Annotated in this window: 20 protein-coding genes, 1 other RNA gene and 4 pseudogenes; 18 read left to right on the forward strand and 7 right to left on the reverse strand. The window is 45.9% G+C overall.

The window, feature by feature from the left end; all coding sequences use genetic code 11:
* Positions 1-193: 193 nt before the first annotated feature.
* Positions 194-550, reverse strand: a pseudogene (gene tnpA / locus MiSe_RS15635) (IS200/IS605 family transposase).
* Between the two features lie 298 nt (positions 551-848).
* Between tnpA and MiSe_RS15640 the strand changes: the two are divergent.
* The 16 genes and pseudogenes from MiSe_RS15640 to MiSe_RS15715 all read left to right on the forward strand — a co-directional run.
* Positions 849-1,345 (forward strand): annotated as a pseudogene (locus MiSe_RS15640) (RNA-guided endonuclease TnpB family protein); the annotation flags it as partial.
* A gap of 69 nt (positions 1,346-1,414) precedes the next feature.
* A pseudogene (locus MiSe_RS52680) lies at positions 1,415-2,284 on the forward strand (RNA-guided endonuclease InsQ/TnpB family protein); the annotation flags it as partial.
* A 605-nt stretch (positions 2,285-2,889) separates the two neighbouring features.
* A complete protein-coding gene (locus MiSe_RS15660; RefSeq protein WP_226581243.1) occupies positions 2,890-3,687 on the forward strand; it encodes a hypothetical protein in 798 nt (265 codons plus the stop codon).
* Between the two features lie 584 nt (positions 3,688-4,271).
* Positions 4,272-5,015 (forward strand): hypothetical protein, encoded by a 744-nt coding sequence (locus tag MiSe_RS15665; RefSeq protein ID WP_226581245.1) that lies wholly within the window; start codon positions 4,272-4,274, stop codon positions 5,013-5,015.
* 421 nt (positions 5,016-5,436) lie between these two features.
* On the forward strand, positions 5,437-5,778 hold the full coding sequence (locus MiSe_RS15670; RefSeq protein ID WP_226581246.1) for a hypothetical protein: 342 nt from the start codon (positions 5,437-5,439) through the stop codon (positions 5,776-5,778).
* The gene (locus MiSe_RS15675) at positions 5,762-5,923 is read left to right on the forward strand and encodes a hypothetical protein (protein WP_226581248.1); all 162 of its coding nucleotides are present in this window, start codon (positions 5,762-5,764) and stop codon (positions 5,921-5,923) included. Before MiSe_RS15670 ends, MiSe_RS15675 begins: the two co-directional genes overlap by 17 nt.
* A gap of 831 nt (positions 5,924-6,754) precedes the next feature.
* Positions 6,755-7,390, forward strand: a complete 636-nt coding sequence (locus MiSe_RS15680; protein WP_226581250.1) for a hypothetical protein — start codon at positions 6,755-6,757, stop codon at positions 7,388-7,390.
* A 101-nt stretch (positions 7,391-7,491) separates the two neighbouring features.
* Positions 7,492-7,620, forward strand: a complete 129-nt coding sequence (locus MiSe_RS50955) for a hypothetical protein (RefSeq protein WP_264196508.1) — start codon at positions 7,492-7,494, stop codon at positions 7,618-7,620.
* A gap of 1,180 nt (positions 7,621-8,800) precedes the next feature.
* Positions 8,801-9,610 (forward strand): NIDO-like domain-containing protein, encoded by an 810-nt coding sequence (locus MiSe_RS15685; protein WP_226581252.1) that lies wholly within the window; start codon positions 8,801-8,803, stop codon positions 9,608-9,610.
* Between the two features lie 26 nt (positions 9,611-9,636).
* The gene (locus MiSe_RS50960; RefSeq protein ID WP_264196509.1) at positions 9,637-9,765 is read left to right on the forward strand and encodes a hypothetical protein; all 129 of its coding nucleotides are present in this window, start codon (positions 9,637-9,639) and stop codon (positions 9,763-9,765) included.
* Between the two features lie 539 nt (positions 9,766-10,304).
* Positions 10,305-11,753 carry a F0F1 ATP synthase subunit beta gene (atpD, locus tag MiSe_RS15690; RefSeq protein ID WP_226581254.1) on the forward strand — a complete coding sequence of 483 codons (1,449 nt, stop codon included), beginning with the start codon at positions 10,305-10,307 and terminating at the stop codon, positions 11,751-11,753.
* 86 nt (positions 11,754-11,839) lie between these two features.
* Positions 11,840-12,256, forward strand: a complete 417-nt coding sequence (gene atpC, locus MiSe_RS15695) for an ATP synthase F1 subunit epsilon (RefSeq protein WP_226581258.1) — start codon at positions 11,840-11,842, stop codon at positions 12,254-12,256.
* Between the two features lie 569 nt (positions 12,257-12,825).
* Positions 12,826-14,934: an SPFH domain-containing protein gene (locus tag MiSe_RS15700; RefSeq protein ID WP_226581261.1), complete on the forward strand. Its 2,109-nt coding sequence runs from the start codon at positions 12,826-12,828 to the stop codon at positions 14,932-14,934.
* Between the two features lie 331 nt (positions 14,935-15,265).
* The gene (locus tag MiSe_RS15705) at positions 15,266-15,496 is read left to right on the forward strand and encodes a type II toxin-antitoxin system Phd/YefM family antitoxin (protein WP_226581264.1); all 231 of its coding nucleotides are present in this window, start codon (positions 15,266-15,268) and stop codon (positions 15,494-15,496) included.
* Positions 15,496-15,777 carry a type II toxin-antitoxin system VapC family toxin gene (locus MiSe_RS15710; RefSeq protein WP_226581267.1) on the forward strand — a complete coding sequence of 94 codons (282 nt, stop codon included), beginning with the start codon at positions 15,496-15,498 and terminating at the stop codon, positions 15,775-15,777. Before MiSe_RS15705 ends, MiSe_RS15710 begins: the two co-directional genes overlap by 1 nt.
* The gene (locus MiSe_RS15715) at positions 15,746-17,464 is read left to right on the forward strand and encodes a serine/threonine-protein kinase (RefSeq protein WP_226581270.1); all 1,719 of its coding nucleotides are present in this window, start codon (positions 15,746-15,748) and stop codon (positions 17,462-17,464) included. The genes MiSe_RS15710 and MiSe_RS15715 overlap by 32 nt, the downstream gene beginning before the upstream one ends.
* On the opposite strand, the gene MiSe_RS15720 is transcribed toward MiSe_RS15715, so the two are convergent.
* On the reverse strand, positions 17,461-17,778 hold the full coding sequence (locus MiSe_RS15720) for a 30S ribosomal protein PSRP-3 (protein WP_226581317.1): 318 nt from the start codon (positions 17,776-17,778) through the stop codon (positions 17,461-17,463). The genes MiSe_RS15715 and MiSe_RS15720 overlap by 4 nt on opposite strands.
* A gap of 78 nt (positions 17,779-17,856) precedes the next feature.
* Here MiSe_RS15720 and MiSe_RS53820 point away from each other — a divergent pair, with 78 nt between their 5' ends.
* Together MiSe_RS53820 and MiSe_RS15730 are read left to right on the forward strand one after the other, a co-directional pair.
* Positions 17,857-18,870 (forward strand): TIGR01548 family HAD-type hydrolase, encoded by a 1,014-nt coding sequence (locus tag MiSe_RS53820; RefSeq protein ID WP_226581278.1) that lies wholly within the window; start codon positions 17,857-17,859, stop codon positions 18,868-18,870.
* 387 nt (positions 18,871-19,257) lie between these two features.
* A pseudogene (locus tag MiSe_RS15730) lies at positions 19,258-19,716 on the forward strand (serine/threonine protein kinase); the annotation flags it as partial.
* 210 nt (positions 19,717-19,926) lie between these two features.
* Here MiSe_RS15730 and MiSe_RS15735 read toward each other — a convergent pair.
* The 5 genes from MiSe_RS15735 to rnpB form a co-directional block, all read right to left on the reverse strand.
* The gene (locus MiSe_RS15735; protein WP_226581281.1) at positions 19,927-20,733 is read right to left on the reverse strand and encodes a tetratricopeptide repeat protein; all 807 of its coding nucleotides are present in this window, start codon (positions 20,731-20,733) and stop codon (positions 19,927-19,929) included.
* Positions 20,734-20,980: 247 nt separating this feature from the next.
* Complete coding sequence (locus MiSe_RS15740) at positions 20,981-22,018, reverse strand: Gfo/Idh/MocA family protein (RefSeq protein ID WP_226581284.1); 1,038 nt, start codon at positions 22,016-22,018, stop codon at positions 20,981-20,983.
* A 147-nt stretch (positions 22,019-22,165) separates the two neighbouring features.
* Complete coding sequence (rnc, locus tag MiSe_RS15745) at positions 22,166-22,885, reverse strand: ribonuclease III (RefSeq protein WP_226581299.1); 720 nt, start codon at positions 22,883-22,885, stop codon at positions 22,166-22,168.
* A complete protein-coding gene (locus MiSe_RS15750) occupies positions 22,818-24,155 on the reverse strand; it encodes a GAF domain-containing protein (RefSeq protein ID WP_226581301.1) in 1,338 nt (445 codons plus the stop codon). The genes rnc and MiSe_RS15750 overlap by 68 nt, the downstream gene beginning before the upstream one ends.
* Before the next feature lie 530 nt (positions 24,156-24,685).
* An RNA gene (gene rnpB / locus MiSe_RS15755) (RNase P RNA component class A) lies at positions 24,686-25,142 on the reverse strand.
* Between the last annotated feature and the right edge of the window lie 3 nt (positions 25,143-25,145).

The raw sequence follows: 25,145 nt of genomic DNA on the forward strand, positions 1-25,145 counted from the left end.
TGATTTTGTTTAGACCGGGTAAGTAGAAAAAAGGTTCACAAATATCGCTCCTATGGCGCAGAAAAAACCCCTAAATTTTTCCCCCTCTCCCTTTTTTTTCTCATAAGAAAACACGGGAAGCGGGAAACAAGCGTCACTTTAGTGCTGATAGGGAAGCGACACGGGCGGTTTTAACTTTGTGGTATTTCCGTATCTATCGATGATGCGGATCTTCAATATAGCGCTTTATCGCCTCGCTGCTAACATTCGCTGCGGTACTCACAAAATAGCTGTTAGTCCAAAGCGACGGCAGCTTTTTTAGTTGCGGGAACTCTTTGCGTAAATAGTAACTATATCGTCGCTTAAACGCCTTAACAACTAAGTCAGGAGTATCGACAGGTTTAACGAGCGCAAACAAATGAATGTGGTCAGGAGCGACCTCTAAAGCGAGGATGTCCCAACCCTTCTCTATCGCTAAATCAAGAAAAATTTTTCTGATTCTTGTTGCTATATCCCCAACTAAAACCTTTTTCCGACGCTATGGAATCCACACCTAGTGATAATTGAACAAAAATTAAACGTGGTTATGAGTTTGGTAGTCTTTTTGCCGAAGCATAGCTTTGTCGATTTGTCACCAATGGTTGACATCGCCATCATAGTTGATTACTATAAGTAACCCAAGTTGCTAGTTATAACTATCGTGGGTTGCACAGCAGAAGCTAATCGCCAGCTTGCTAATTGCTGATGGGAATATTTTTCGGTTCTACCAGCCATTAGCTATTAGCAGCCCTAAAAAGATAACTAGCAACTTGCGTTAAGTAGCTCAACTATTACTGAATGCCATGCCAATGGCTAAAGCCAAAAGCTTTATGGGGGTGCAGCAAGTTTTGCTACACCCTGACGCCGAAACCCAAGCGTTGCTCTTGTACCTTTGTCAACATTCAGGCAGAGCTACTACAACAACGGAGTTTATTTCGCTATAAAATATTCTTTAAAACCGGGAAGTTGTTGACTGGAAAATTCGATTTAGTTTATCAGCCATCGGTGTCTTCGTCAACAATCGCTCAATCTTTGCCTTCAACGCCCATGCAACAAACTTTGATGTCGGTTGCAGAAGCCTTCAAATCTTTTAAGGAATTGAGGGATTTGCACATCAAAGGTAAGTTGCTCTTCAAGCCAAGACCGCCTCACTACCTCACTGGCTCAAAACTGTTCAAAGTAGCCTATCCCAATTCTGGCGGGCAGCAGCCGACATTAATTGATGGTAAGCTGAGATTTTCTTTGGGACTGACAATTTCGTTGGTGGTTTGGGATATCTGAATTCTTCTTGCCCATGCCTTCAAATATTGAATAGTCAAAAGTTAAATAGTTTACCATTTTACCTAAGAATGGTGCTTTTTATCTTGAGGTATCTTATGAGTTTAAGACCAACCCCGTCAAGGGAGACTTAATCAAGCTGCCAGAACTGGGTTGGGTCAAGATGCGGTTGTCTCGCCCAATTCCTGACGGATTCAAGCTTAAGCAGGTTCGTATAGTGAAGAAAGCCTCTGGGTACTTTGCCATGCTGTCATTGCAGTGTGATGTGCAAGTACCTGATGCAACGCCTCATGGTCATCCTGTTGGGATTGACTTAGGGATCCAAAAGTTTTTAGCAACTTCCGATGGTGAGTTAATCGCGCTTACCTCGATTCTTTAATGAGTTGCACCGTAAGCTTAAATTGCTACAACGCAGACTGAGTCACAAGAAAAAAGGGTCTAATAATTGGCGTAAACTCAACTTATATCATGTCCGCGAGAGATCGGTAGTGTATGGATGGCTAATTGCTAATTGCTAATTGCTAATCTAGTATTTTTCCTGATTGAGCCAGCGATTAGCTATTAGCAGTTACACAACCGTTGCTACTGGACATGATATTAAAGATTGCTAGATTGCACCAGAGAGTTCATGACAATCGGAAAGATTTTCACTTTAAGTTGGCTCATCACTTAACCCAAAATGCCGGAATGGTTTTTGTTGAAGACTTGAATCTTAAAGCATGGGCGAAAGGGATGCTTTCAAAGCACACTCTAGATGCTGGCAATGGATGCGTTCATTAATATCCTGCAATGGGTGTGTTGCAAGCAGCAAGTTTACTTTACGAAAGTAGATCCTAACTATACATCTCAACAGTGCCCCCGCTCTGGTCTTCATACGGGCAAAAAGGATTTATATCATGTCCTTAGGTATCGGTTGTATATAGTTGATTGTGCGAAAAGCTGTTTTTTTCCTCCCACCTGCTCAATAGCTCACCTGTTCACCTGCTGACCTGTTAGCCTAACGCTACCGATGCAACCGGACATGATATTACTCCAAAGAATCCACCATTGCCCGGTGTGCGGATATACGACTGACCGAGATGTTGCTGCTGCACAGGTTGTCATGATTCGAGGTGTAGCTGCAGGTCTTGCAGTGCCAGAAATTGCCTGGGGAGACGTACTGTCGGGGGTCATTGACCTAGATAAGTGTCCGAGAACCAGGAAACCTAAGAAGCAATTCCCAGGGTACCCCACCCTCAGCGAAGTAGGGTAGGGAGGATGTCAAATTTGTCTGTGCTTTATCCAATCTTTATAAAACCATTATGCTATAGTATCGTCTAAAACCTATATCCGGTAAAGCTTTTGGCGTTTTTTTTATTTTCTATGAAATTGTCTATGTAATGTTTACGTAAACTTTCGTAGGAATAATGGGCTAGTGCCGTGCCCCATCGGCTAAATTTTTACATATAAATCCCGATTTTTAAGTTCCACCAGATTAAAAACTTCATGAAGATATACTTATGATTGAGCGATATTGACAAGCCGTTATGGCAAGAAATCTCAATTTCAGCGTTTTTACGGCGGTAACATGCGTTTTTTAGGAGAGAAATTTTGATGGCTACTTCTGAGCCTGTCAAGAAATTACTCCCTCAATCCTTGATGGTATTGATCGCAGTTGTGGCCACAACTTGGGGCGCAACTCCCGTCGGGGCTTTGCAAATTTTCTTCGGTCAAGACGCGGGGTTGGGTAAAGATACTCGCTTGGTTAACCGTCCAAATGCGGATGGCGCGAGCGATCGCTTTCTATCTCACCTGGTGGATGTAAAAACCGAAGACTTCGAGAATATCAGATCCGGATGCTATGACGATCTATTTGTCAACATCTCAAAGACAGACAGCGTAACTCTTCAAGGAAAAGGATGCATCAGGAATTTCCCTGAGGGTACTAATGGAGCGGGACGTTACCCGCTCTCCGGCAAAAAGTATTGGGACACTTTTAGTAATTTTTCGATTATTCTGGAACAGCCAGTGGCAGCTTTAGGTTTCTACGCTACCGATATCGGCGATTTTAACAGTCATCTCACCCTGACGCTCAAAAACGATACCACCGTCACGACGCTCACTATTCCCAGCACCCCCAATTGCCCAGATGGCTCGGTTAACTGCCAAGATGGTTCGGTACTTTATTTTGGTGTCATTGCCCAAACTGCGTCTGAATTTTTCACCGAAGTCATCTTTGGTAACGTTGGAAAAACGGGGGATTTTTTCGGTTTCGATAACCTAAGTATTGGCAGTGTTAAGATTGTGCCACCATCACCGCCCAAGGCGATTCCAGAAGGGAATTCTGCGTTAGCTATGTTAGCCTTTGGTGTCCTTGGGGTAGGTTACCATCTTTGGCTGAAACGGAAATAATCGGCTCAGAGTCAGGAACGCTGTGCCAAAACTGACATTGATGGGTGGCGATCGCCTCAGTGTGAGTTCTCAGCCAAACCGCGCTTTCAAACGTAAGACGAGCTATACCCAACTTAGCGCATAATAATGTTATCAAAATTACTTTTTTCTAAAAATTCACAAAAAATTTACAAAACCGAGTGAATTGTGTTTTTTAAATGAAGATGCGATTCAGAAAGGAAACTTTCTAGGGCGGGAGCTTTCGTATAATCCTGTAGCGACGATTTAATTATTGGTGCAAAAATTTTATTTAACCTTCACAAAGGTCAGTTTTATTAAACTTTTTGGTAAAGATGCCCTAAAACTAGGGACAGGACTACAGCAGATGTGCCAAATTGTTTTTAGTGAGAACTCGAAAATGAGCGCAAGATTAACAAACTAAGTAATCTTACGAGTATACAGGTTTTTAGCATCTACGGATCCCAAAATTTTCGCAATCGGTCGTGAGACAGAGCTACAAAACGCCTGCGGCAAGCGAAGTGAGTCGAGCAAGTTTCAATAGCTACGCAAGCCGTAGTAAGTTTTTAGAGGCAGGAATGAGTTTTATGGCAATCTCAACAGTAATGAAAAAGTTATTAATGGCTACTGCTGGAGGTGTATTTATCGCTCTGGGAGTAACCAGCAAGGCAGAGGCATTTGCATTGAACGGCACAGGTTTAGATCTGCCCCAGAGCGGAGAACCAAGTATTTCTTTGGCGCAATTCGCTGCGACACCAGAGCCAGAGCTACTAGCTATTGCTGACGCACCAGGGATGCAAAGCAATATCGTTTTCGGCGGATCTTGGTATGAATTCAGTTTTGGTCAGGTAGGACAGGATGCCCGAGGTTGCAAGCCAGCCGACCTTTTTGGCCCTGAGTGTACCCCAAGTTCAGCGGGAAACTCGGTGTTCGCAGGCGCTTCGCCTTGGGAATTTGAAGTTGGAGCAGCTGGAGCTATTTTAAAAGTAACCGATGCCTTTTCCCGAGGCGATGCGTTCAGTATCTTCAACTTTGGTACTTTAATCGCAGCAACTTCCACCCCCTCTACGGGGGGCTACTGCGGGGACAACCCCGATACCTGCTTCGCAGATCCCTTGGTTAGTAAAGGTGCGTTCAATCTCGCACCGGGACAGTACTCGCTCCGCATCGTTCCCACCAAAAGTCCCTTCGGACGCGGTGCAGCTTACTTTCGCCTAGATGAGGTTGAGGTCAAGCAAGTCCCCGAACCTGTTTCGGTTTTGGGTTTATTGGCGTTTGCCGCCATCGGTGTCGCCAACAGACTCAAGCGCAAACCGCAGCGCCACCAGTAGACTGGGCGTCATGAGGGATTCGCTCACCTACTGGGATTTTCAGTTGTGTACACCACGGGGTAGTAGCACAGCAACACAGATAGGTTGGTTTAAGGTTGAAGATCGTCGGGACCTGGGCACATATTCCGGGTTTCTATGAAAAATCGTTGGTTTGGCAACTAGAGATCTACGTAGAAACTGTGGTGATAGGATCTTCGTGCGTAAGTCCTGATCTTGCTGTATAAACTTGCTAATTGCTAATTGCTAATTGCTAATACAGCATTTTTCCTAACACTAGCCATTAGCTCCAGGTTTGAGATAACTAGCAACTTGAGTTATTACTTTCAATCAAAGAGTAGCGGCTTTCGGCTTCTACGGCATAGACATTGGCGATTTTGGGGGTCAACTCGTCCTCAATCTTATAGGCGACAGCACTCGACAAGTGACTATCCCCAAAACGATTGGTAGCTCTGGGAGTACTGATGGTTCGGTGCTTTACTTTGGGATAATTGCCAACAACCCAGATGAATACTTCACCAGCGTGTTATTTGACATGTCTACTGCAGAAGGCGACTTTTTTGCCTTCGATAACATGACCTTTGGAAGCATTCAGGAGGTTATTCCAAGTGATGTATCGATTGGAGAACCGAAAGTATCGATTCCGGAACCTTCTTCTGCGTTGGGTGCGATCGCATTAGGTGCAATGGGCGCCACTTTGCTGGTTTTACCCAAACAGCAACGCAGTAGGGGCACGGTGGCCGAAAACCTTGGAGTTAGCAGCTAAGCTGATTGATGTTCCCTACTTCCCTGGTTTGACGCCAACAGCAACGCAGATAGTAGGGGCACGGCGGCCGAAAACTTTGGAGTTAGCAGCAAAGCTGATTGATGTTCCCTACTTCCCTGGTTTTACGCCAACAGCAACGCAGTAGGGGCACGGCGGCCGAAAACCTTGGAGTTAGCAGCTAAGCTGATTGATGTTCCCTACTTTTACGCCAACAGCAACGCAGATACGATCGCCGTGTTTTCCTGTGGAGACACGGCTGTTTTTTGCCAGCTGGGATGCTAGGGAAGATTGCCGATCGCATTTTCGTGAGCAGATCGCGAGTGCGTGCCCGCCCTTGCCTATCGCTCCCCAAGCTCCGACTCAGTTATCTTACTTGAATATACGTATAAAAATTTACTCTATTTTCCCCTAATTACTTATTTGTACGGTGTCGGCAAAAACATATGCACGCACAGAATTAAAAAGACCTCAGTAATAACTCTGAAAATAAGGCTTTTTTTGCCAGAGAGATTGCCTAACTGCATCGCCTTATAGGGTTTTCAAAGCGAGAAATATACCAGGGCGAAACCTGGGGTTGCTTTAGTCAATTTACTTAATCAAACCTTCACAAAGTTACCCCTAAATTATATTATTTATATAAAGATTAAAATAAAGGCTTGCGAACGTTCGGTGAATCTGGCAAAGTTATAAGTGTGAAAGATTTGAACAGAGTCAAGAATTAACGAAATTTTTGACGCCTGGGGGGAATTAAATACTGACTTTATGTCGTTACGAACGGTAAATTTTCGTAAGTTTTGTCAGGGAAGATTAACTAAATAATTAATCGGGAAGCGAACAAGTTTTAAGCATCTACATGCGTTGACAAAGCAACCGTAAGAAATACGGATTCGCTTTTCTTCGCGAACTAGATATCGATTTGGGAATGTCAACTAAGCGCGAAGCGATCAACATTTAACTGTTTGAAGGAATGAATTCGATGAAGCTCGTGAAAACTCTAACTCTATTGACAACTTTAGCTGGCGCGGCATTGATGGATCTAGTAACAGGAGAAGTGGCACAAGCCGCAAGAATTACTGCTGAAACAATAGGTGGGGATTCAGGGGTTAATACCGCTATAAACCGCAACACCTTCTTTGGCGTTTCCTTCAATGAGGGGTCTGTTGGTACGTTTATCAAATCGTTTTCCATCGACCTCAGTCCCGATTCCAATGCTTTCTTTGACATTACTCCAGATTTGTTTTCCCCTGGAGGCATTGGCTTTCCGTTTGAGCTAGTTTCATCTAGCGGTGTAGCAGCTAGCGACATTCTTTCTAGCGTTCTGAGCAATTCCAACAAAATGCTGACTGTAACCTTGGCAGACGGGGCGTTCGTTGCGGGTGAATTCTTACGTTTTGGCATAGACACCGATGGGGTAGGGCCGTCGTTTTTTGGCCTTGACCCGTTTGACCCTGGTATAGATTTTGGCCTTGCGGGGGCAAAATTCACAGCGACGCTATCTAACGGGCAGTCTGGAACCTCTGTGTTTCAACCAGTTAGCTTGACTCCGTCCCGGTCTGAGGCAACTGTGGACATACCCGAACCTACTTCTGTTCCAGAACCTGCTTCTGTATAGGGTCTATTGGCAGTTGGTGCGATGGGTGCGGGGTCGGCACTGAAGCGCTTTCAACAACAGAAAGCGAATGGTTAATCGCTGCTAAGGTAAAAGCAAAGACTATGGTCCTAACAGCAATTTCGTCAAGCCAAAAAAATGCGAGCCGTGCCGAGGTAAGCTTTCTCGCTGTGATGCGTTCGCGCAGCGTGCCAAAGGCATATCGCTTACACCGCCAACAACTCGCCCTATGAAAAATAACCTTAGCTGTTAGCATATAGCAGATTGCAGACGGTGATGGTACACCTTCGTTTGTATAGCGGCTGCCATTTTTGCTGCCGCTATACTTGCCTTGCGCCATAAGGCTTTCCCTCACACGAAAAGCAATCCGCTGTAACCAAATTTTTGACTGCCGTGTCTCCCAGGAGACAAGGCAGTGATTTTTTTGGGCGTCTCTACGCAAACACCAAAGTTTCTATGAAAAATCATCGGTGGGAAACTAGAGTAAGCAGCCAGAAACTTTGGTGATACGAACGCCCTTGCCTAAGTCCTGAGTTATTTTTTTGGGCGTCTCCGGATCGCAATAGTTTTCAGCCAAAAGACTTCGCTGTTTCGCGACACATCAGACAAGGTTTGGGCTGTGGCGTTTTTTTGCCGTATAGGATGGTATGCGCCAGAGGGTGTCGCTGATGCGTTCGCGCCAGCTAGGGTATGCATATCCCATTTTCGTCAGCAGAGCGGTCGGGGGACGCGAACGCGAGTGCGTCGGGTGTGCATATCGCGAGTGCGTGCCCGCCCTTGCCTATCGCTCCCCAAGCGCCGACTCAGTTATCTTACGTAAACATACGTATACAACATTACTTTTTTTCTCCTTAACTACTTATTTGTACGGTGTCGGCAAAAGCATATGCACGCACAGAATTAAAAATACCTCAGTAATAACTCTGAAAATTTTGGTTTTTTATAGATAAAAATAGGGAAATTGAATCGTTTTATAGGGGTGCATCGGGGGAAATATCACTTAAGCAAATCAACGGTTGCCTGAGTGAATTTGTTTAACCGAATCTTCACAAAATTGGCGGAATGTATATTGTTTTGATGAAGATTAACTGAAAGGATTGCTTGGGATCGGGTAATCACGGTAATTTTGTATTGTCATAAAATTGAACCGAGTCATAAGTAACCTAAAATTTTGACAACTGGGGAGAATTTAATACTGACAAAAGGTTGGTATTAAAATGAAAATTTCTCAATGCTCAAAAATGAGGGATTAACTAAATAAATAATCTCCTCGATCAAGCGGGTTGTGAGCATCTACAAATATACAAGCGCTCGCTCTGGTGTCGTATTAAATAAAGACTCAACCACGGGACGCTTATCGACTCTAGTTTCACTTTCAATGTCAACATTTAGCTGTTTGAAGGAATGAATTTCATGGCAATTTCAACTGTTCTACAAAAGTTATCGATGGCTACCGTCGGAGCGGCATTTATTGCGCTGGGAACTGTTGGCATCGAAAAAGCAGAAGCAATTACCATTGGGCCAGATAGTTACGGTTACAGGGCAACTGACGAAGTACCATACACCTTTGAAAACATTTCGGGGACAGGTAGTCGAGTTCTATCAGGTGTTGACGACGCTACAAGCTCGGCGAACTTGGGCTTTAACTTCAACTTCTACGGCACAGACTATAACAGCGTGTTCTTTAGCCCAAACGGGCTGATGACGTTCGGAAGCAGCAACTTTGATTGGGTTAACACTAGCTTTACTGGAAGTGTGTTCCCAAACCTGCCAAGTATCGCGCCTTTTTGGGACGACTTGCAAACTTTCCAACCCGGCACAGACGCAGTTTATTATTACCAAACAGTGGGTACGGCGGGTAACCGTCGCTTTATCACCCAATGGAATAACGTCGGGGGATACTTCAACTCGCCCAGCTTTATGACCTTCCAGGCGGTTCTGTTTGAGGGGAGCAACAACATTTTGTTCTCCTACCAGGACGTTGACTCTGGAGATTTCAGATCTTTTGGCGGCGAGGCAACGGTTGGTATTCGCAACACCAATGGCAATTTAAACGGTCAAAATCTGCAATGGTCTTACAATTCACCCAGCCTTCGTAACGGGCAGTCGATCCTGATTAGCCGAGTTCCAGAACCTGCTTCTGTATTGGGTCTATTGGCTTTCGGTGCGATGGGTGCGGGTTCTGCACTGAAGCGCTTTCAACAACAGAAAGCGAATGTTTAATCGCTGCTAAGGTAAAAGCAAAGACTATGGTCCTAACAGCAATTTCGTCAAGCCAAAAAAATGCGAGCCGTGCCGAGGTAAGCTTCCTCGCTGTGATGCGATCGCGCCAGCTAGGGTATGCATATCGCTTACACCGTCAACAACTCGCCCTATGAAAAATAACCTTAGCTGTTAGCATATAGCAGATTGCAGACGGTGATGGTACACCTTCGTTTGTATAGCGGCTGCCATTTTTGCTGCCGCTATACTTGCCTTGCGCCATAAGGCTTTCCCTCACACGAAAAGCCATCCGCTGTAACCAAATTTTTGACTGCCGTGTCTCCCAGGAGACAAGGCAGTGATTTTTTTGGGCGTCTCTACGCAAACACCAAAGTTTCTATGAAAAATCGTCGGTTGGAAACTAGAGATATGCATACCCTAGCTTGCGCGAACGCAGCCAGAAACTTTGGTGATACGAACGCCCTTGCGTCAGCCAAAAGACTTCGCTGTTTCGCGACACATCAGACAAGGTTTGGGCTGTGGCGTTTTTTTGCCGGATAGGATGGTATCCGCCAGAGGGTGTCGCTGATGCGTTCGCGCCAGCTAGGGTATGCATATCGCCCGCAGCCAAACATCGTACCCCTTCAGTGGTACTCTAAAAATTAGCATTGCTAAATGTTAAGACTGTTCCCCGTATCTGACACATAGGCACAGCATGGTAGCCACCACAGACAAGAACATCGGGCGTATTACCCAAATCATCGGCCCCGTGGTAGACGTAGAGTTTGCCACCGGCAAAATGCCCCAAATCTACAACGCTTTGAAGATCGAAGGCAAAAACGAAGCCGGACAAGACGTGTCCGTCACCTGCGAAGTGCAACAACTGCTGGGCGATAACCAAGTCCGCGGCGTTGCTATGAGTACGACGGATGGCTTAGTTCGCGGTATGGAAGTGGTAGACATGGGCGCTCCCATCAGCGTGCCAGTTGGTACTGTTACTCTCGGTCGCATTTTCAACGTGCTGGGCGAACCTGTAGATAACAAGGGTCCAGTAAACGTTACTGAAACCTTCCCCATCCACCGTCCAGCGCCCAAACTGACCGACCTGGAAACCAAGCCTTCCGTTTTTGAAACTGGTATTAAAGTTATCGATTTGCTGACTCCCTACCGGCGCGGTGGCAAAATCGGTCTGTTTGGTGGTGCAGGCGTTGGCAAGACCGTCATTATGATGGAACTGATCAACAACATCGCTACCCAACACGGTGGTGTGTCTGTATTCGGCGGTGTGGGCGAACGCACTCGCGAAGGAAACGACCTCTACAATGAAATGATCGAGTCTGGGGTTATTAATAAAGATGACCTCAATGCCTCGAAAATCGCTCTAGTTTACGGTCAGATGAACGAACCACCAGGAGCTAGAATGCGCGTCGGTCTGTCAGCGCTGACAATGGCAGAATACTTCCGCGATGTCAGTAAGCAAGACGTGCTGTTGTTCATCGATAATATCTTCCGCTTCGTACAAGCAGGTTCGGAAGTATCCGCACTACTCGGTCGGATGCCTTCTGCGGTAGGATATCAGCCAACTTTGGCAACCGATGTGGGTGCATTGCAAGAGCGCATCACCTCCACAACCGAAGGTTCGATTACTTCGATTCAAGCGGTTTACGTACCTGCGGACGACTTGACCGACCCCGCACCGGCAACTACGTTTGCTCACTTAGATGGAACCACGGTGTTGTCTCGCGGTTTGGCAGCTAAAGGAATTTATCCCGCAGTTGACCCGTTAGATTCTACGTCCACGATGTTGCAACCCGATATCGTCGGCGACGACCACTACAGCACCGCGCGCGCCGTCCAAGCAACGCTGCAACGTTATAAGGAACTGCAAGATATTATCGCGATTCTCGGTTTGGATGAATTGTCGGAAGACGACCGTCTAATCGTAGCTCGCGCGCGCAAGATCGAGCGCTTCTTGTCTCAGCCGTTCTTTGTGGCAGAAGTATTTACGGGTTCTCCCGGCAAGTACGTGAAGCTGGACGATACGATTAAAGGCTTTAAGCAGATTCTGTCCGGCGAATTGGACGAACTGCCAGAGCAAGCTTTCTACATGGTCGGCAGCATCGACGAAGCGCTGGCTAAAGCCGAAAAGCTGAAAGCTAAGTAATAGAGGCGTAGCTAATGGCTAATAGCTAATAGCTCTTAAACAATTAGCAATTAGCCATTAGCAATTAGCAAAGGACAATAATTGCAATGACTTTAACAGTTCGCGTAATTGCTCCAGACAAAACTGTCTGGGATTCGAGTGCGGAGGAAATTATTCTGCCCAGTACGACAGGGCAACTCGGTATCCTCAGCGGTCACGCACCTTTGTTGACTGCTTTGGATATCGGTGTGATGCGCGTCCGCACAGGTAAGGATTGGTTTCCTATTGCCTTAATGGGCGGATTTGCAGAAGTGGAAAGTAACGAAGTGACCATTTTGGTCAACGGTGCTGAACGCAGCGATAAGATTAATCTGGATGCGGCTCGTGCTGAATATACTCAAGCACAAGAACGCTATAACCAGATGCAGGCTAGCGGTAACCGTCAAGAGCAAATTCAGGCAACGCAAGCTATGAAACGCGCTCGCGCCCGGTTTCAAGCCGCTGGCGGCATGGTTCAGGTTTAAAACTTATCCAATTTGGATTTGTACGAGTGGAGATGCGGTTAATCGCATCTCTACTTTTTTTTGCATGGGGAAAGCGATCGCTCCGCCCATAATATAAAAACCTCACAGAGGCGTTGCGTAGGGACACGGCATCATAGAGATCTCGGACAAACAGATAACATTTATCGTGCCGTGTCCCGGCTGTTAATTATGGGTAATTGACCGAACATCATATCAGATTATATTATCTCCGATAGCATTGCTAGGGTCAGCCGAGGCGGGTTTATTTAACCCTTGGTTAACCTTCAAACATTTATGGTAAAACCCGCCCCTACAATACACAAACTTTCCGCTCGGAAAAGATATTAGATTAAAGAGCGATCGCATCTGTGCCAAAAATCTGGTTTTTGACCCAATTTCTAGCTTCAAAGCGACAATTTTGACAACAAACTCGGTTGCTGGTGAAAGCGCGCACTACCGACTAATTATTAAAAAATTCTGTAACTCAAAGAAAGTTTACGAACCCGGTCATCTCCAAAGTGAATTGCTAGTGTAGATACACATTGCTCCCTTTGGGGGATGAATTTTTTATGAAAAGTTTCAAAAAAACCCGTAAACTGCTGGGACTGGCAGCTTCGGTATTCGCTTCAATGGCAGTCACTTCGTTCACCCCTGCCAATGCTGCATCCCGCAACGAGTATCAGATACCCGAAAAACAAATCGTCGCCCAGCAGGTACAACCGGCAACACTACCCTTAGTAACAAACAACACTCAAATTCAGACGATGCAAGTGCTGGAACCTTGGGCGCTGATCCCGATTGTTGTAGTCGGCGGTATTGTCATATTTGTGCCGCTATTTTTTGGCGGACTTGTAGTGATTAGCGAACGGGAAGTCGGTATAGTTGTAAAGAAATTTGCCCTTTCCGGTCGCGGACTGCCTCCAGGGCGTTTAATTGCTTTAAATGGGGAAGCTGGCTATCAAGGGGATACCCTGGCACCGGGATGGCATTGGGGCTATTGGCCTTGGCAGTATGCCGTGCGTAAAGAATCGGTAACTGTCATACCCCAAGGGGAAATTGCCTTAATTGTCGCCGCCGATGGTGCTTCGATTCCCCTGGAACGGATTTTAGCCAAAGTAGTAGATTGCGACAATTTTCAAGATGCGCGTAAATTCCTCACCAATGGCGGGGAAAAAGGGCGACAATTGGGTATTATCACCGCTGGAACTTACCGCATCAATACCGCTTTGTTCAAGGTAATTACAGCAGCGAATGCTAACCAGCATGGCATGAGGCCGGAACATCTGCACATTCATAGCATCTCACCAGATAGAGTGGGAATTGTCACCACTTTAGACGGCATTCCGATTGATGAAGGCGAAATTGCAGGGCCAATTATTCCCGGACACGATAACTTCCAAAACGGTCAAAAATTCATCAACGGCGGCGGACGCCGAGGTTTGCAAGAGCAGGTATTATTATCTGGTTCTTGGAACTTAAATCCTTGGTTTGTCCAAGTTGAACAAGTCGCGATGACGGAAATTCCCATCGGCTACGTTGGCGTGGTAATTTCTTTCGTGGGCATGGCATCGGAAGATATCAGCGGTGCGGCTTTCACCCACGGTCATTTAGTCGAAACCGGACACAAAGGTGTGTGGGTGGAACCGCTTTATCCAGGCAAACATCCGCTGAATACGCGAGTGATGAAAGTCGAATTGGTGCCGACGACTAATATTGTGTTGAACTTCACGGCGCGAATTAGTGGCGGACACGGTTACGATACTAATCTAGTGGCGTTGAAATTACTGTCATTTGATGGATTTACCTTTGATTTGGAAGTATTTCAAATCATCCACATCGGTTCGATGGATGCGCCAAAGGTGATTTCCCGCTTGGGTTCGATGCAAAATGTTGTAGATCAAGTTTTGCGTCCAATTGTGGGGAATTATTTCCGCAATTCTGCACAGGAATATACTATCCTGGATTTCTTAACTGCCCGCAGCGAACGACAAGCAGAAGCGGCAGAATATGTAAAATCGGCGTTGCGTTCTTATGATGTACAAGCGGTGGATACTTTGATTGGTTTAATTATACCGCCGCCGGAATTAATGCACACGCTAACGGAACGCAAACTAGCAGAAGAACAGCGCAAAACTTACGAAGTGCAGCAGATGGCGCAACAGCAACGCCAGCTACTGGTGCGGGAAACGGCGCTGGCGGATATTCAGCAAGAAATGGTCAAAGCTGAGCAAAATGTGAGTATCGCCGAACAGAAAGCGAATGCCAACATTAAGCAAGCGACGGGTGAGGCGGAGTCTACCAAACTTAAAGCTGTTGCGGAAGCGGATGCTATTCGCGCTACGGGTAATGCGAAGGCGGAAGCTTATCGCGCTGGTGTAGAAGCGTTGGGGGCGCAAGGTTACACTTCGATGCAGTTGATGCAAATTGTAGGCGATCGCCAGGTGCGTCTCATCCCGGATGTGTTGGTTAACGGTAGCAATGGCGGTCAAGGTTTGGTGGATGGTTTGTTAACTATGCTGTTGTGGAATCAATCTGAAAAATCCCATAATGGGACGCCGCCGGAAGTGCCAAAAGTATCGGGTAGTGACTCAACAGTTCCTTCCCTGGATAAACCTCCGGTAATTCCGGTTGAGATTCGACCTAAACCAAATGGTCAACCTCCATCAAGTCGTCAATAATAGTGACAGAAACTGGGTTTGTTTGAACAATACCTTCGCTAATGTTCTGCAACGCCCACATGCTAAAGCATGTGGCTACAGACACAAAGCCCGCCTGCGCGGGCTAAAATTTTTACAGGCTGCCTCCGCAGCCTTAGTTTGTATAGCGACACCCTTAAGGGTGTCCGATTTTGCTTTTGTTTGTATAAACCTGGTTTCTTTGCTTCTAAGATCTATGTGTAGGTTGGGTTGAGCGAAAGCGAAACCCAACGACTCAAGACCTATTGGTTGGGTTTCGTTCCTCAACCCAACCTACAAGCGTTATATTATAAGAAATGATGAGGTAGAAACGATGACCCAAATCGATATTTCTGAAGCCCTCATGCACATGCCTCAATTAATAGACGAGGCAAGTCGTGGTGAAGAAGTTATCATTACTAAAGATAATCAGCCCATTGTTAAACTCGTCCCGATGTTGTCGCCTGAACGAGGACGTTCATCTCTCTTTGGTATCGATAAAGGTTTGATTGCAATATCTGACGACTTTGACGAACCTTTAGAGGACTTTAAGGATTATATGTAATGAGACTAATGCTAGACACCCATACTTTGATTTGGTTTTTTGCCGGCGATGCAAAACTTAGTAATATTGTTCGGAATTTAATTGAAGATGAGAATAACGAGAAGCTGATCAGTACGGCTAGTGTTTGGGAAATGGCGATAAAGCAAAGTAGAGGTAAACTAACTTTAAATTTAGCTTTGAAGGATTACATCGAACAAAAACTCGTTTTTAATGACTTTAAGTTGCTGGCTATTGATTTAGCTCATCTCAATGTTATTACTACATCGTTACCGCATCATTGAATTAATTGCTCAAGGGGGATTTAGCAAAACTTTCCTGGCTGTGGATGAATTTCAATCCCCGGCTTTAAGTTGTGTGGTTAAAGAGTTTTGGATTCAAAATCAAGAAAAAACTATAACAATATTGGAACGGGAAGCAGGGAAACTGAAAGAATTGGGGAAGCATCCGCAAATCCCGGCGCTGTTAGATTTTTTTGAGTCAGATGGATTTTTTTATTGGGTGCAAGAGTTAATTGATGGGATGAATTTGGCTAAGGTAATCGAGTTAGAAGGCGTTTTTAATGAGTCGCAAGTTTGGGATTTGTTGAATAATCTGTTACCTGTTTTGAAGTTTATTCACGAGCGTGATGTTATTCATGGGGATATTAAACCAGCAAATATTATTCGAGTTGAAAACAAGGCTCCGCCTTGGGGAATTCGTTCTCCGGGCTTACCGCCTGGGAACGATAAGGTGGGGCTGTTTGTATTGGTCGGTTTTGGAAACAGTATGGGGAGTGCGGAATATGTTGCGCCAGAACAATTGGGGGGGAAGGCGGTTTTTGCCAGCGATCTTTATAGTTTGGGTGTGAGTTGTGTTTATCTGTTGACTGGGGTTTCTCCATTTAATTTATCTCCTGGGATATGGAGAGAGTACTTGCAGGAAAAAATAAGCGATCGCTTCTCCCACCTCCTAGATAAACTCCTGCAAAATGACCCCAAGCAACGCTTTCAATCGGCAGATGAAGTCATGAGAATAATGGGAAAAAAATCCCAAATCTTAAATCTCAAGTCTCACATCTCAAATTCCCCATGTCTGCAAACTCTCACCGGACATGGGGGTTTATTTTCGGGGGTGAATTCTGTTGCTATCAGTCCCGATAACCAAATTTTAGCCAGCGGTAGCGATGATAAAACAGTTCGCTTGTGGAATGTTGAGACGGGGGAAGCAATAGCAACTCTGTTCGGACATACAAATTTCGTTCAATCTGTTGCTTTTAGTCCGGATGGAACTATTCTCGCTTCGGGTAGCGACGATAAAATGATTAAACTCTGGGACTTACAAACTTATGAAGAAATTTGTACTTTATCCGAACATTCCCGCCCTGTTAAATCGGTTAAATTCAGCCCTCGGGGCGAGGGGAGGATCTTAGCTAGCGGTAGTTGGGATAAAACGATTAAATTATGGGATTTGGAGGCAAAAAAGGCCATCTGCACTATAACTGGACATCAATTGCAGGTGACTTGCGTAACTTTTAGCCCTGATGGACGCTATCTAGCTAGTGCTAGTTTTGACAGAACTGTACGGTTGTGGGATTGGCAAAACTGGGAATTATTAACGCATCAAATTTTATCGGGGCATTCTTGGCCTGTATTTTCGGTGGCTTTTAGTCCCAAGGGGGATATTCTCGCCACGGGTAGCGGTGATAACACAATCAAATTGTGGGACTTAAAAACCGGGCAAGAAATCCGCACGATTTTGGGTCACTCTTGGTCTGTAGTGGCGGTTGCTTTTTCTCCCGATGGGGAGACTTTGATTAGCGGCAGTTGGGATAAAACTGTCAAACTTTGGCAGGTTAGTACTGGCAAAGAAATTGATACCCTTGCTGGGCATTTAGACGCGGTTTCCACTGTTGCCGTTAGCCCTAACGGACAAATTATTGCCAGTGGCAGCAAGGATAAAACTATCAAATTGTGGCGGCGCGATGCTTAGTTGCTGCCGGTAAATGCCACTTCTGGGAATTTAGATTGCGCTTCTGACATGGGACGGCGCTTGCCTTCCTCTTGCCAGTAGTCAATCACTTCGGTCGCTTTATTGAGCATTTCGACGCGGTCGATATCGGAAATCCAGTGCTTGGACTCCAGCTCATTTTTTAACTCTTCCCAAGCATCATTTCGAGGCCAGAAAAAGTATTTAGTCAAAGGACTGGTACCTTTCCCTACTACTTGGTCAACCGCGATCGCAACATCCTTCTCTAGCCAGAGAACCTTTAAAATGAACTTCGACAAGCACACCTCCGGGTTTATCCCAGACTTCTTTGCAACTCTACAACCTTATTATTATATCGTATCTATTGCCCGTTGATTAAAACAGGGAAGTCAACCATGACCCAAACATCCAACTCAGTCCCCCCTATTGTGGTTTTTGATATTGATGGCGTCGTGCGCGATGTGGGAGGGTCTTATCGGAGAGCGATCGCAGATACGGTAGAACATTTTACCAATAACGCTTATCGTCCTACGGTGGAAGACCTCGACCGCCTCAAGTCGGAAGGCATCTGGAATAATGATTGGGAAGCGTCGCAAGAGCTAGTTTATCGCTATTTTGAGGCGCAGGGACGGCAAAGAACGGATATTTCGCTCAATTACGACACTATGGTCGATTTTTTCCAATCCCGGTATCGCGGTGCAAATTGGGATGGTTATATCTGTTCCGAACCGTTACTGTTGCAACCAAGTTATTTAGAACATCTCACGAATGCGGGAATTCCCTGGGGTTTTTTTAGCGGCGCACCCCGCGACGAAGCGATGTACGTTCTATCACGACTCGGTTTAAACTCGCCAGTGTTAGTTGCAATGGAAGATGCACCGGGAAAACCCGATCCCACAGGTTTGTTTGCTACTGTGCGTCAACTTGCGGAAGGGTCAGCGGTGATTGGGGTTGCACAGTCAAGGGATGATTCTTGTGGGGTGGGCATCTTGCCCGCCCCGGTAATTCAAGGGACGGGCGAGACGCCCATCCCACCACACCCAGGGACGGGCGAGACGCCCATCCCACCACACCCAGGGACGGGGGAGACGCCCATCCCACCACACCCAGGGACGGGCGAGACGCCCATCCCACAAAAAGATCAAAATCATCCCGTCAGTATGCAACGCCCGGTGATTTACGTAGGAGACACGGTGGCGGATATGTACGTGGTGGAAAAGGCGCGTCACTTGCAAGACAACCGCACCTGGATTGCTGTAGGAATTTTACCGCCCCACGTTCTGGAAACACCACTACGCCTGGATGCCTATACTGCCACTCTCCAGCAAGCGGGTGCTGCTATAGTTTTGGGCAATGTGGAGGAATTGACGCCAGCGAGAATTTACGGATTGCTCAATTTAGATTTATAGGCAGCGATGGCTCAAAAACCTGTGGAAAATACGGATAATTTTCTCGTTACCCCGTGTTTTTCCCTGGTAATAGACAGTACATCTGTTCTCGCATCCGGATTTTCCGCAGTTAAAAAGCTCGCTAGATAAAACTTTGTTGATTTCGCGAGATAATTATACATATAATAAAACAGCAACATCAAAATCTCTATTTTGAGATATTGGTATAAATTTAAGATATTTTAGCGCGTTTTTTATTTGCTACGGGTGCAGGCTAAGCGACAAAACAATATCGCTCCTAGAAAACTATTGCCCTGAAAGTGGTGTAGGTAAGGAAACATGACAGACAATATTGCAATTGTGGCTGGATATGGCATCCTGAAGAAAATTGATTAAGGAACAAGAACATTAGTTTATCGAGGGATGCGCGATCGCGACCAAAAACCCGTCATCCTGAAACTGCTTAAAAACGAGTATCCCACATTCAACGAACTGGTACAATTTCCCAATCAGTATGCAATTGCCAAAAACCTGGACATACCAGGAATTGTGAAACCTTTAGCCTTGGAAAAATATGGCAATGGTTGCTTGCTAGTGATGGAAGACTCTGGGGATGTTTCATTATCAGATTATCTGGCTAATTTAGGGGCAAAACAGTCAGAGAATAGCTTATCGGTTGATGAATTTCTGCCTATAGCGCTCCAGATTGCTAAAATTTTGTCAGGACTTTATGCAGAGCGAATCATTCACAAAGATATTAAACCCAGTAATATTCTGATTAACCCAGAAACGAAGCAGGTAAAACTGATTGACTTTGGCATCGCCTCGTTATATCATGTCCGCGAGAGATCAGTTGTGTATAGTTGATTGTGCGAAAAAGCGTTTTTTCTCCCCCATCCCCTTTGCTCCCCCATCCCCTTTGCTCTCCAAACGCAACCGATGCAACCGGACACGATATGATAACGAATCCACCGGACATGATATAACTAAAAGGGATAGCGATCGCTGGTTAGTTCAATGAATCATAATTCATAACTGCCATTACCAATTACCCATTCCCAATTACCCATTACCAAACTATTGCAATTTCAGAAATTTCTCCAATGCTGCGACCATATTAGGAGGCCAACGGCGGATGTTTTTTACCCAATCTAGGTCTTTATAACGCGAGTCGAGTCCGACAGCAGCAACCCAGTTACTTTCTGCTTCTCCTTGCTTTCCTTCTACCCAAAGTGCAGCCGTGAGAGCAGCACGCACATCGGGGAACATGCTATATTTGCGGGCAATATTTTTCAACGTGCGAATCGCCTCTTGCGTTTGACCCGTTTGATACAATGCCAGGGCATAATTGGCTCTAGCAAAGGCGAAATTGGGGGCGATTTCTGTTGCTTTTTGGTAATCGGCTATCGCCTCCTCCCACTTCCCTAACCCCCCGCTTGCATTCCCCCGGTTATTATATGCCATTGCATCGTTGGGATTGATTTCCAAAACGCGATTATAGTCGGCAATTGCTTCTGAAAATTGTCCCAATCCTTCCAACGCCGCACCGCGATTCAGATAAGGATCTGGGGCGTTGGGGGCGAGTTCTATCGATTGATTGAAGTCTGCGATCGCCTCTGACAATTTATTCTGACTAATTCTTGAATTTCCCCTGTTACTCCAAACCGCCGGATTCGTGGGAAATTTTTCTATTAACTGCGTCCAGTATGTTTCTGCTGTGGCAAAATCGCCTTTCTCCGTTGCATCGAAGGCTTTCTGTGCCAAGGCATCCCCTGCTTGCAACTCTGCTTCTGTAATTGTGGGGGGTGTTTGAGGTTGGGCGATCGCAGGCATTCCCCATACCAGCAGAATGCTGATTACTAAACTCAGAATTAAGCGAATCATTTATCAACTGCTGACTGTCAACTGCTTTGTTCTTATTTTCCCATATATTGTGGATTCGGTCAATCGATTTTAAATTTTATATTTGGGATTAAATAATTTATTTTTCCTCGCTCTTTGCCAAAGTTTAATTTTATCTATAACAGTGGTTGCGGTGCCGTACTCCGCCGCTAACGCCCCCTACATTTGCTGCAAAAACTCTTGTGGGGTGGGCATTCTGCCTGCCCTTGAATTGATTTTATTGATAAGTTTATTGTATGTTATTGACTTTAACCGGGATGCCTTCTTGATTGAGGGATGCGGTTAAAGCGGTGAGAATTTGAACGAGTTGAGTACCGATCCAACCAGAGGAAATCGAGTCAGGTTTGTTGTGAATCACACTCGAGAGGAAGCGAGCGCAAACTTGTTTGAGGGGTTCTGTTGGTTCGAGGTTTAACACTTCGCTGCGTTGATTAATTGGCATAAATTGGTCGCCTCTAATTTCAAAATTTCCGTGCTGAATTGTTAAAGGCGCATCGCCAGACATTTCGTCAAAAATTAAAGTGCCGTTGCTCCCTACCACTGCGAGACGCCGCTGTTTATCGGGGTTGAGCCAACATAGGTGAATCGTAGCTTGAAAGCCGCTTTTGTAAGTGAGGGTGACCCAGACTAAATCGTGTAAATTTTGCATGGGAGGATTGTTTTTATTTTCTTGCAGCCAAACTCTACCTGTAGCTTGCACTTGCATCGGAATTTCACCCAGCCAAGTGTTGAAAATGGCGATATCGTGAATCGCTAAATCCCACAAAGCGTCAACATCGTAACGCACGGGACCTAAGTTAGTCCGGGTGGCGTAGCCATAGCGCAAGTCTCCTAATATACCCGTTTCCAGAACAGTTTTGCCTCGCTCTACAGCTGGATTGAATAAATAGGTGTGGTCAACGAAGAGTTGACGCTGCTGTTTTTCGGCTAATCGACACAGTTCGATGCATTCGGCGGGGTCGAGGGTTAAAGGTTTTTCGGTGAAAACGTGGTAACCTTGCCCCAGGGCGTCGGCGATTAAACCGTAGTGGGTGGAAGCTGGAGTGGCGATCGCTACCGCATCGAGTCCGGGTAATTGTCGCACCGTTCCCCAGTCGGTTGTCAGAACTACGGTATCGTTTAACTCAAAGCGCCCACGCAAATCTGCTAACCGATTCTCGTTTGAGTCTACCACGGCTACTAAAGTTGCTTGGGGATGTGCCAAAAAGTTTCGCACTAAGTGTACTCCCCAACGTCCAGCCCCCAATACAGCGATTTTTATGGTCATTGCTAATTGCTAATTGCTAATTGCTAATTGCTAATTGTTAATTGCTAATTGTAATAGCTAATTGCTCATTGTTAATGGCTAATTGCTAATTGTAACGGCTAGCCATTAGCCATTAGCCATTACCCATTAGCCATTAGCCATTAGCTATTAGCCATTAGCCATTAGCTTTACTTGTTCAAAAGCTTGTTTAGCGGCGGCTTGTTCGGCAGCTTTTTTCGATCCTCCTGTTCCTTCTCCCCAGGGTTTTCCCAAGATTTTAACAACGGCTGCGAACATGATGGAACTCCCCCGCATCGGCTTTAATTCTGTCACTTCATATTCTGGCAAAACTTTGTAAGCGCTTTGGGTAAATTCCTGAAGCGCGGCTTTATAGTTCTGCAAAGCTGGATCGGTGCGAATTTGTGCGGCTAATTGCTGGAAGTGAGTATCTAACCAGGGACGGACTAATTCTAAGGTGTGGGTGCTGAGGAAAAACGCCCCCAAGACGGCTTCTAAGGCGTCTGCTAAGCGCGATTCCCGTCCGGCGGTGTCAAAGGCGGCACTTTTATCCATTAGTAGGTATCGCTCTAAGCCGTAACTTTCTGCAATTTGTGACAGCGTGCGATCGCTGACCAAATTCGCCCTGATTTCGGAAAACTCCCCTACCGAAGAGTTAGGATAAGTTTCCCATAAAAATTGTGAAGCAGCCAACCGCACGACTGCATCTCCCACAAATTCCAGTTGTTCGTAGTTTGCTTCGGGGGAGAATGTAGGATGAGTCAGCGCCAAGTCCAAAAGTTGCCACTTTACTTTTGCTGTTTCAGGAAGTCCGAGTTTTTGAACTAAGACTTCCAGTTGGTTTTGGCGGCGGGGATATCGGAGATTCATTGAAGTCAGGCGGATCTTTGGGTTCCCAAATTGTTTTGGTTACTTCAGTGTACAGCCCCTCGACCTCTGCCATCAGTTCTTGTTGCATCGGTAACATATGGGTTTGGTCGTGTAATTTTTGCTGCAAGTACAGCAACCTTGCCATTGGCTGGCGTAACTTGGTTAGCATTTGTTCCAGTTGTCTGGCGCGACGCATTTGCAAAACTATGTCGCCGCTGACTTGAGCCTTTTGCTCGATGATAACTGCTAGCCCAGTTGCAATCGCCATCACTGTTTTACCGTCTTCAGAATTCCATGCGTCAGGCGTTTTGCTACCTACGGTGACGACGCCATAAACGCGGCGACGCCCTTGAATCGGTGCTGATACAAGGCTCACCGCTTCCGGCATCAGGACTTCTTTTTGACCAGTTTGCACCACATTGGCAATTGAGATTAATTTACTTTGATTGAGAGCTTGACCGCTAGCTCCAACTCCCAAAGATGATAGGCGCTGCTTGCCGGTACTGAGCTTACCATCCAAGCAAAAAATCATGAACTTATCGCCTTGCAGATTGAGAGCAATCGCGGCGTTACTGGCGCCGAATATCGTCGATAAAATCCGCACCGCGTCTTGCAATATACAAGGCAACGGCTGATGCTGTAACAGGATGGCAGAAAATTCGTGCAACGTTGAAAGCTGCATCAAACGTCGGTGGCTTTCTATTTCTGCTGCTTCCAATTGCTCTAACAGGCGTTTGTTCAATTCCGCAATATGTGCGTTTTGCTGCATGTAGTTCCGCGTTTGTACTGGCTGATACTCCCGACCTGCGATTTGCGAAACCAACAGCGAGACTCGCTCGACCATTTGTCGATTGTAGAACCACCCGCCGTCAAAGTTCTGTTCCCTAGGCAATCCGTTGCTGGTTTCGACGGAAGTTGCTACCATCCCTGCCCAAAAATCGGGTGAATTTACTACTACAAATCGTTCTCTTTCTAGCACCGACCCCGGTTCTATTGGTATAAAATTTATCCCTTTAATTAAGGGTGCCCCAATGTCGGGGACGCCAAATGCTAAAACTTGCTTGCACGTTGCCCCTAAGCGGGTATATTTTTCTTTTTGAGCGACAAACTCGGAGAACCGCTCTAAGCCAACAAAAAGATCGACGGCGAGTTGGTGGTTGAGTACTTGCTCAATCAGCAAATTACTCATCGCGTTCGCAGTGGTGATGGTGCGAACGCTGCGCCAATTTTCATACTGGCTAGCAATTGAACCAAACAAAGATATTTCCACAATTATGTCACCCTGATTAATTTTATCCTTGAGGTTTCTGCCAAGCTAGAACCGAGGCTTGCACGTCTAGCTTTAGGGTAGCAGGTCTTAGGTATTTTCTCGTTTTAACAACCAAGCCGGTACGAGTGGTGAAACCCTTCGCCTGGATTGAGCTTGTGCTTTTTCGCTTGGTTGCTAAATTTTGAGTTGATTGCGAGCGCCAAGGTTGGGATTAGCCAACCCGTTTGATTTCACCCCTAGCGCTTTCAGTTGAGCTTGAAGATTTATTCCCCTCGATCGCTGTAATTTTTTTGACAAATTATAGATTTATTTCCTGAAAAATACGGACACAAGATTGTTATAACAAGTTAATTTGTGCAAAGAATAATAACAATAATTAATTTGGACAAAATTAAACTCCTAGAAACCGGGTTTCTGCCTAGATCTCCGATTTTGCCAAGAAACCCGGTTTCTTTGCGAGAAACCGAGTTTCTGCCTAGCTCTGGGATTTGGCGCAGAAACCCGGTTTCTTTGCGTAATTCCTCTAAAAAAAAGAGAGTAGGACATAAGCCGGGTTCTGTTCTCTTTGGTTGCGGTGCAGCCAAAAAGGGCGGTTATCTATCTGGGACGCCTGTTACCAGACGCCTCTTGCGGTTCTTAGGGGCAAGCCCCTACAACGGAACTGGGAAAAGACCAACCATTGTTCCTCCGACCTTGCTCCCAACCGGGGTTTACCGAGCCAGCGCCTCTCGACGCTGCTGGTGCGCTCTTACCGCACCTTTGCACCCTTACCGGGAATGGGTAATTGATAATTGGTAATTGGTAATTGGTGTTTTTTGCCGATTCTCTATTACCCATTAGCCATTAGCTATTCCCGGCGGTATGTTTCTGTGGCACTATCCTCGCGATCGCTCGCACTGGGCGTTACCCAGCAAGTTTGGTCTTTCGGGAGCCCGGACTTTCCTCAGACTGGCTAAGAGCCAGTCCGCAACCACCTGCGCCTGCTCTCTG

This window comes from Microseira wollei NIES-4236 (assembly GCF_020521235.1).
GTDB classification, from domain to species: domain Bacteria; phylum Cyanobacteriota; class Cyanobacteriia; order Cyanobacteriales; family Aerosakkonemataceae; genus Microseira; species Microseira wollei.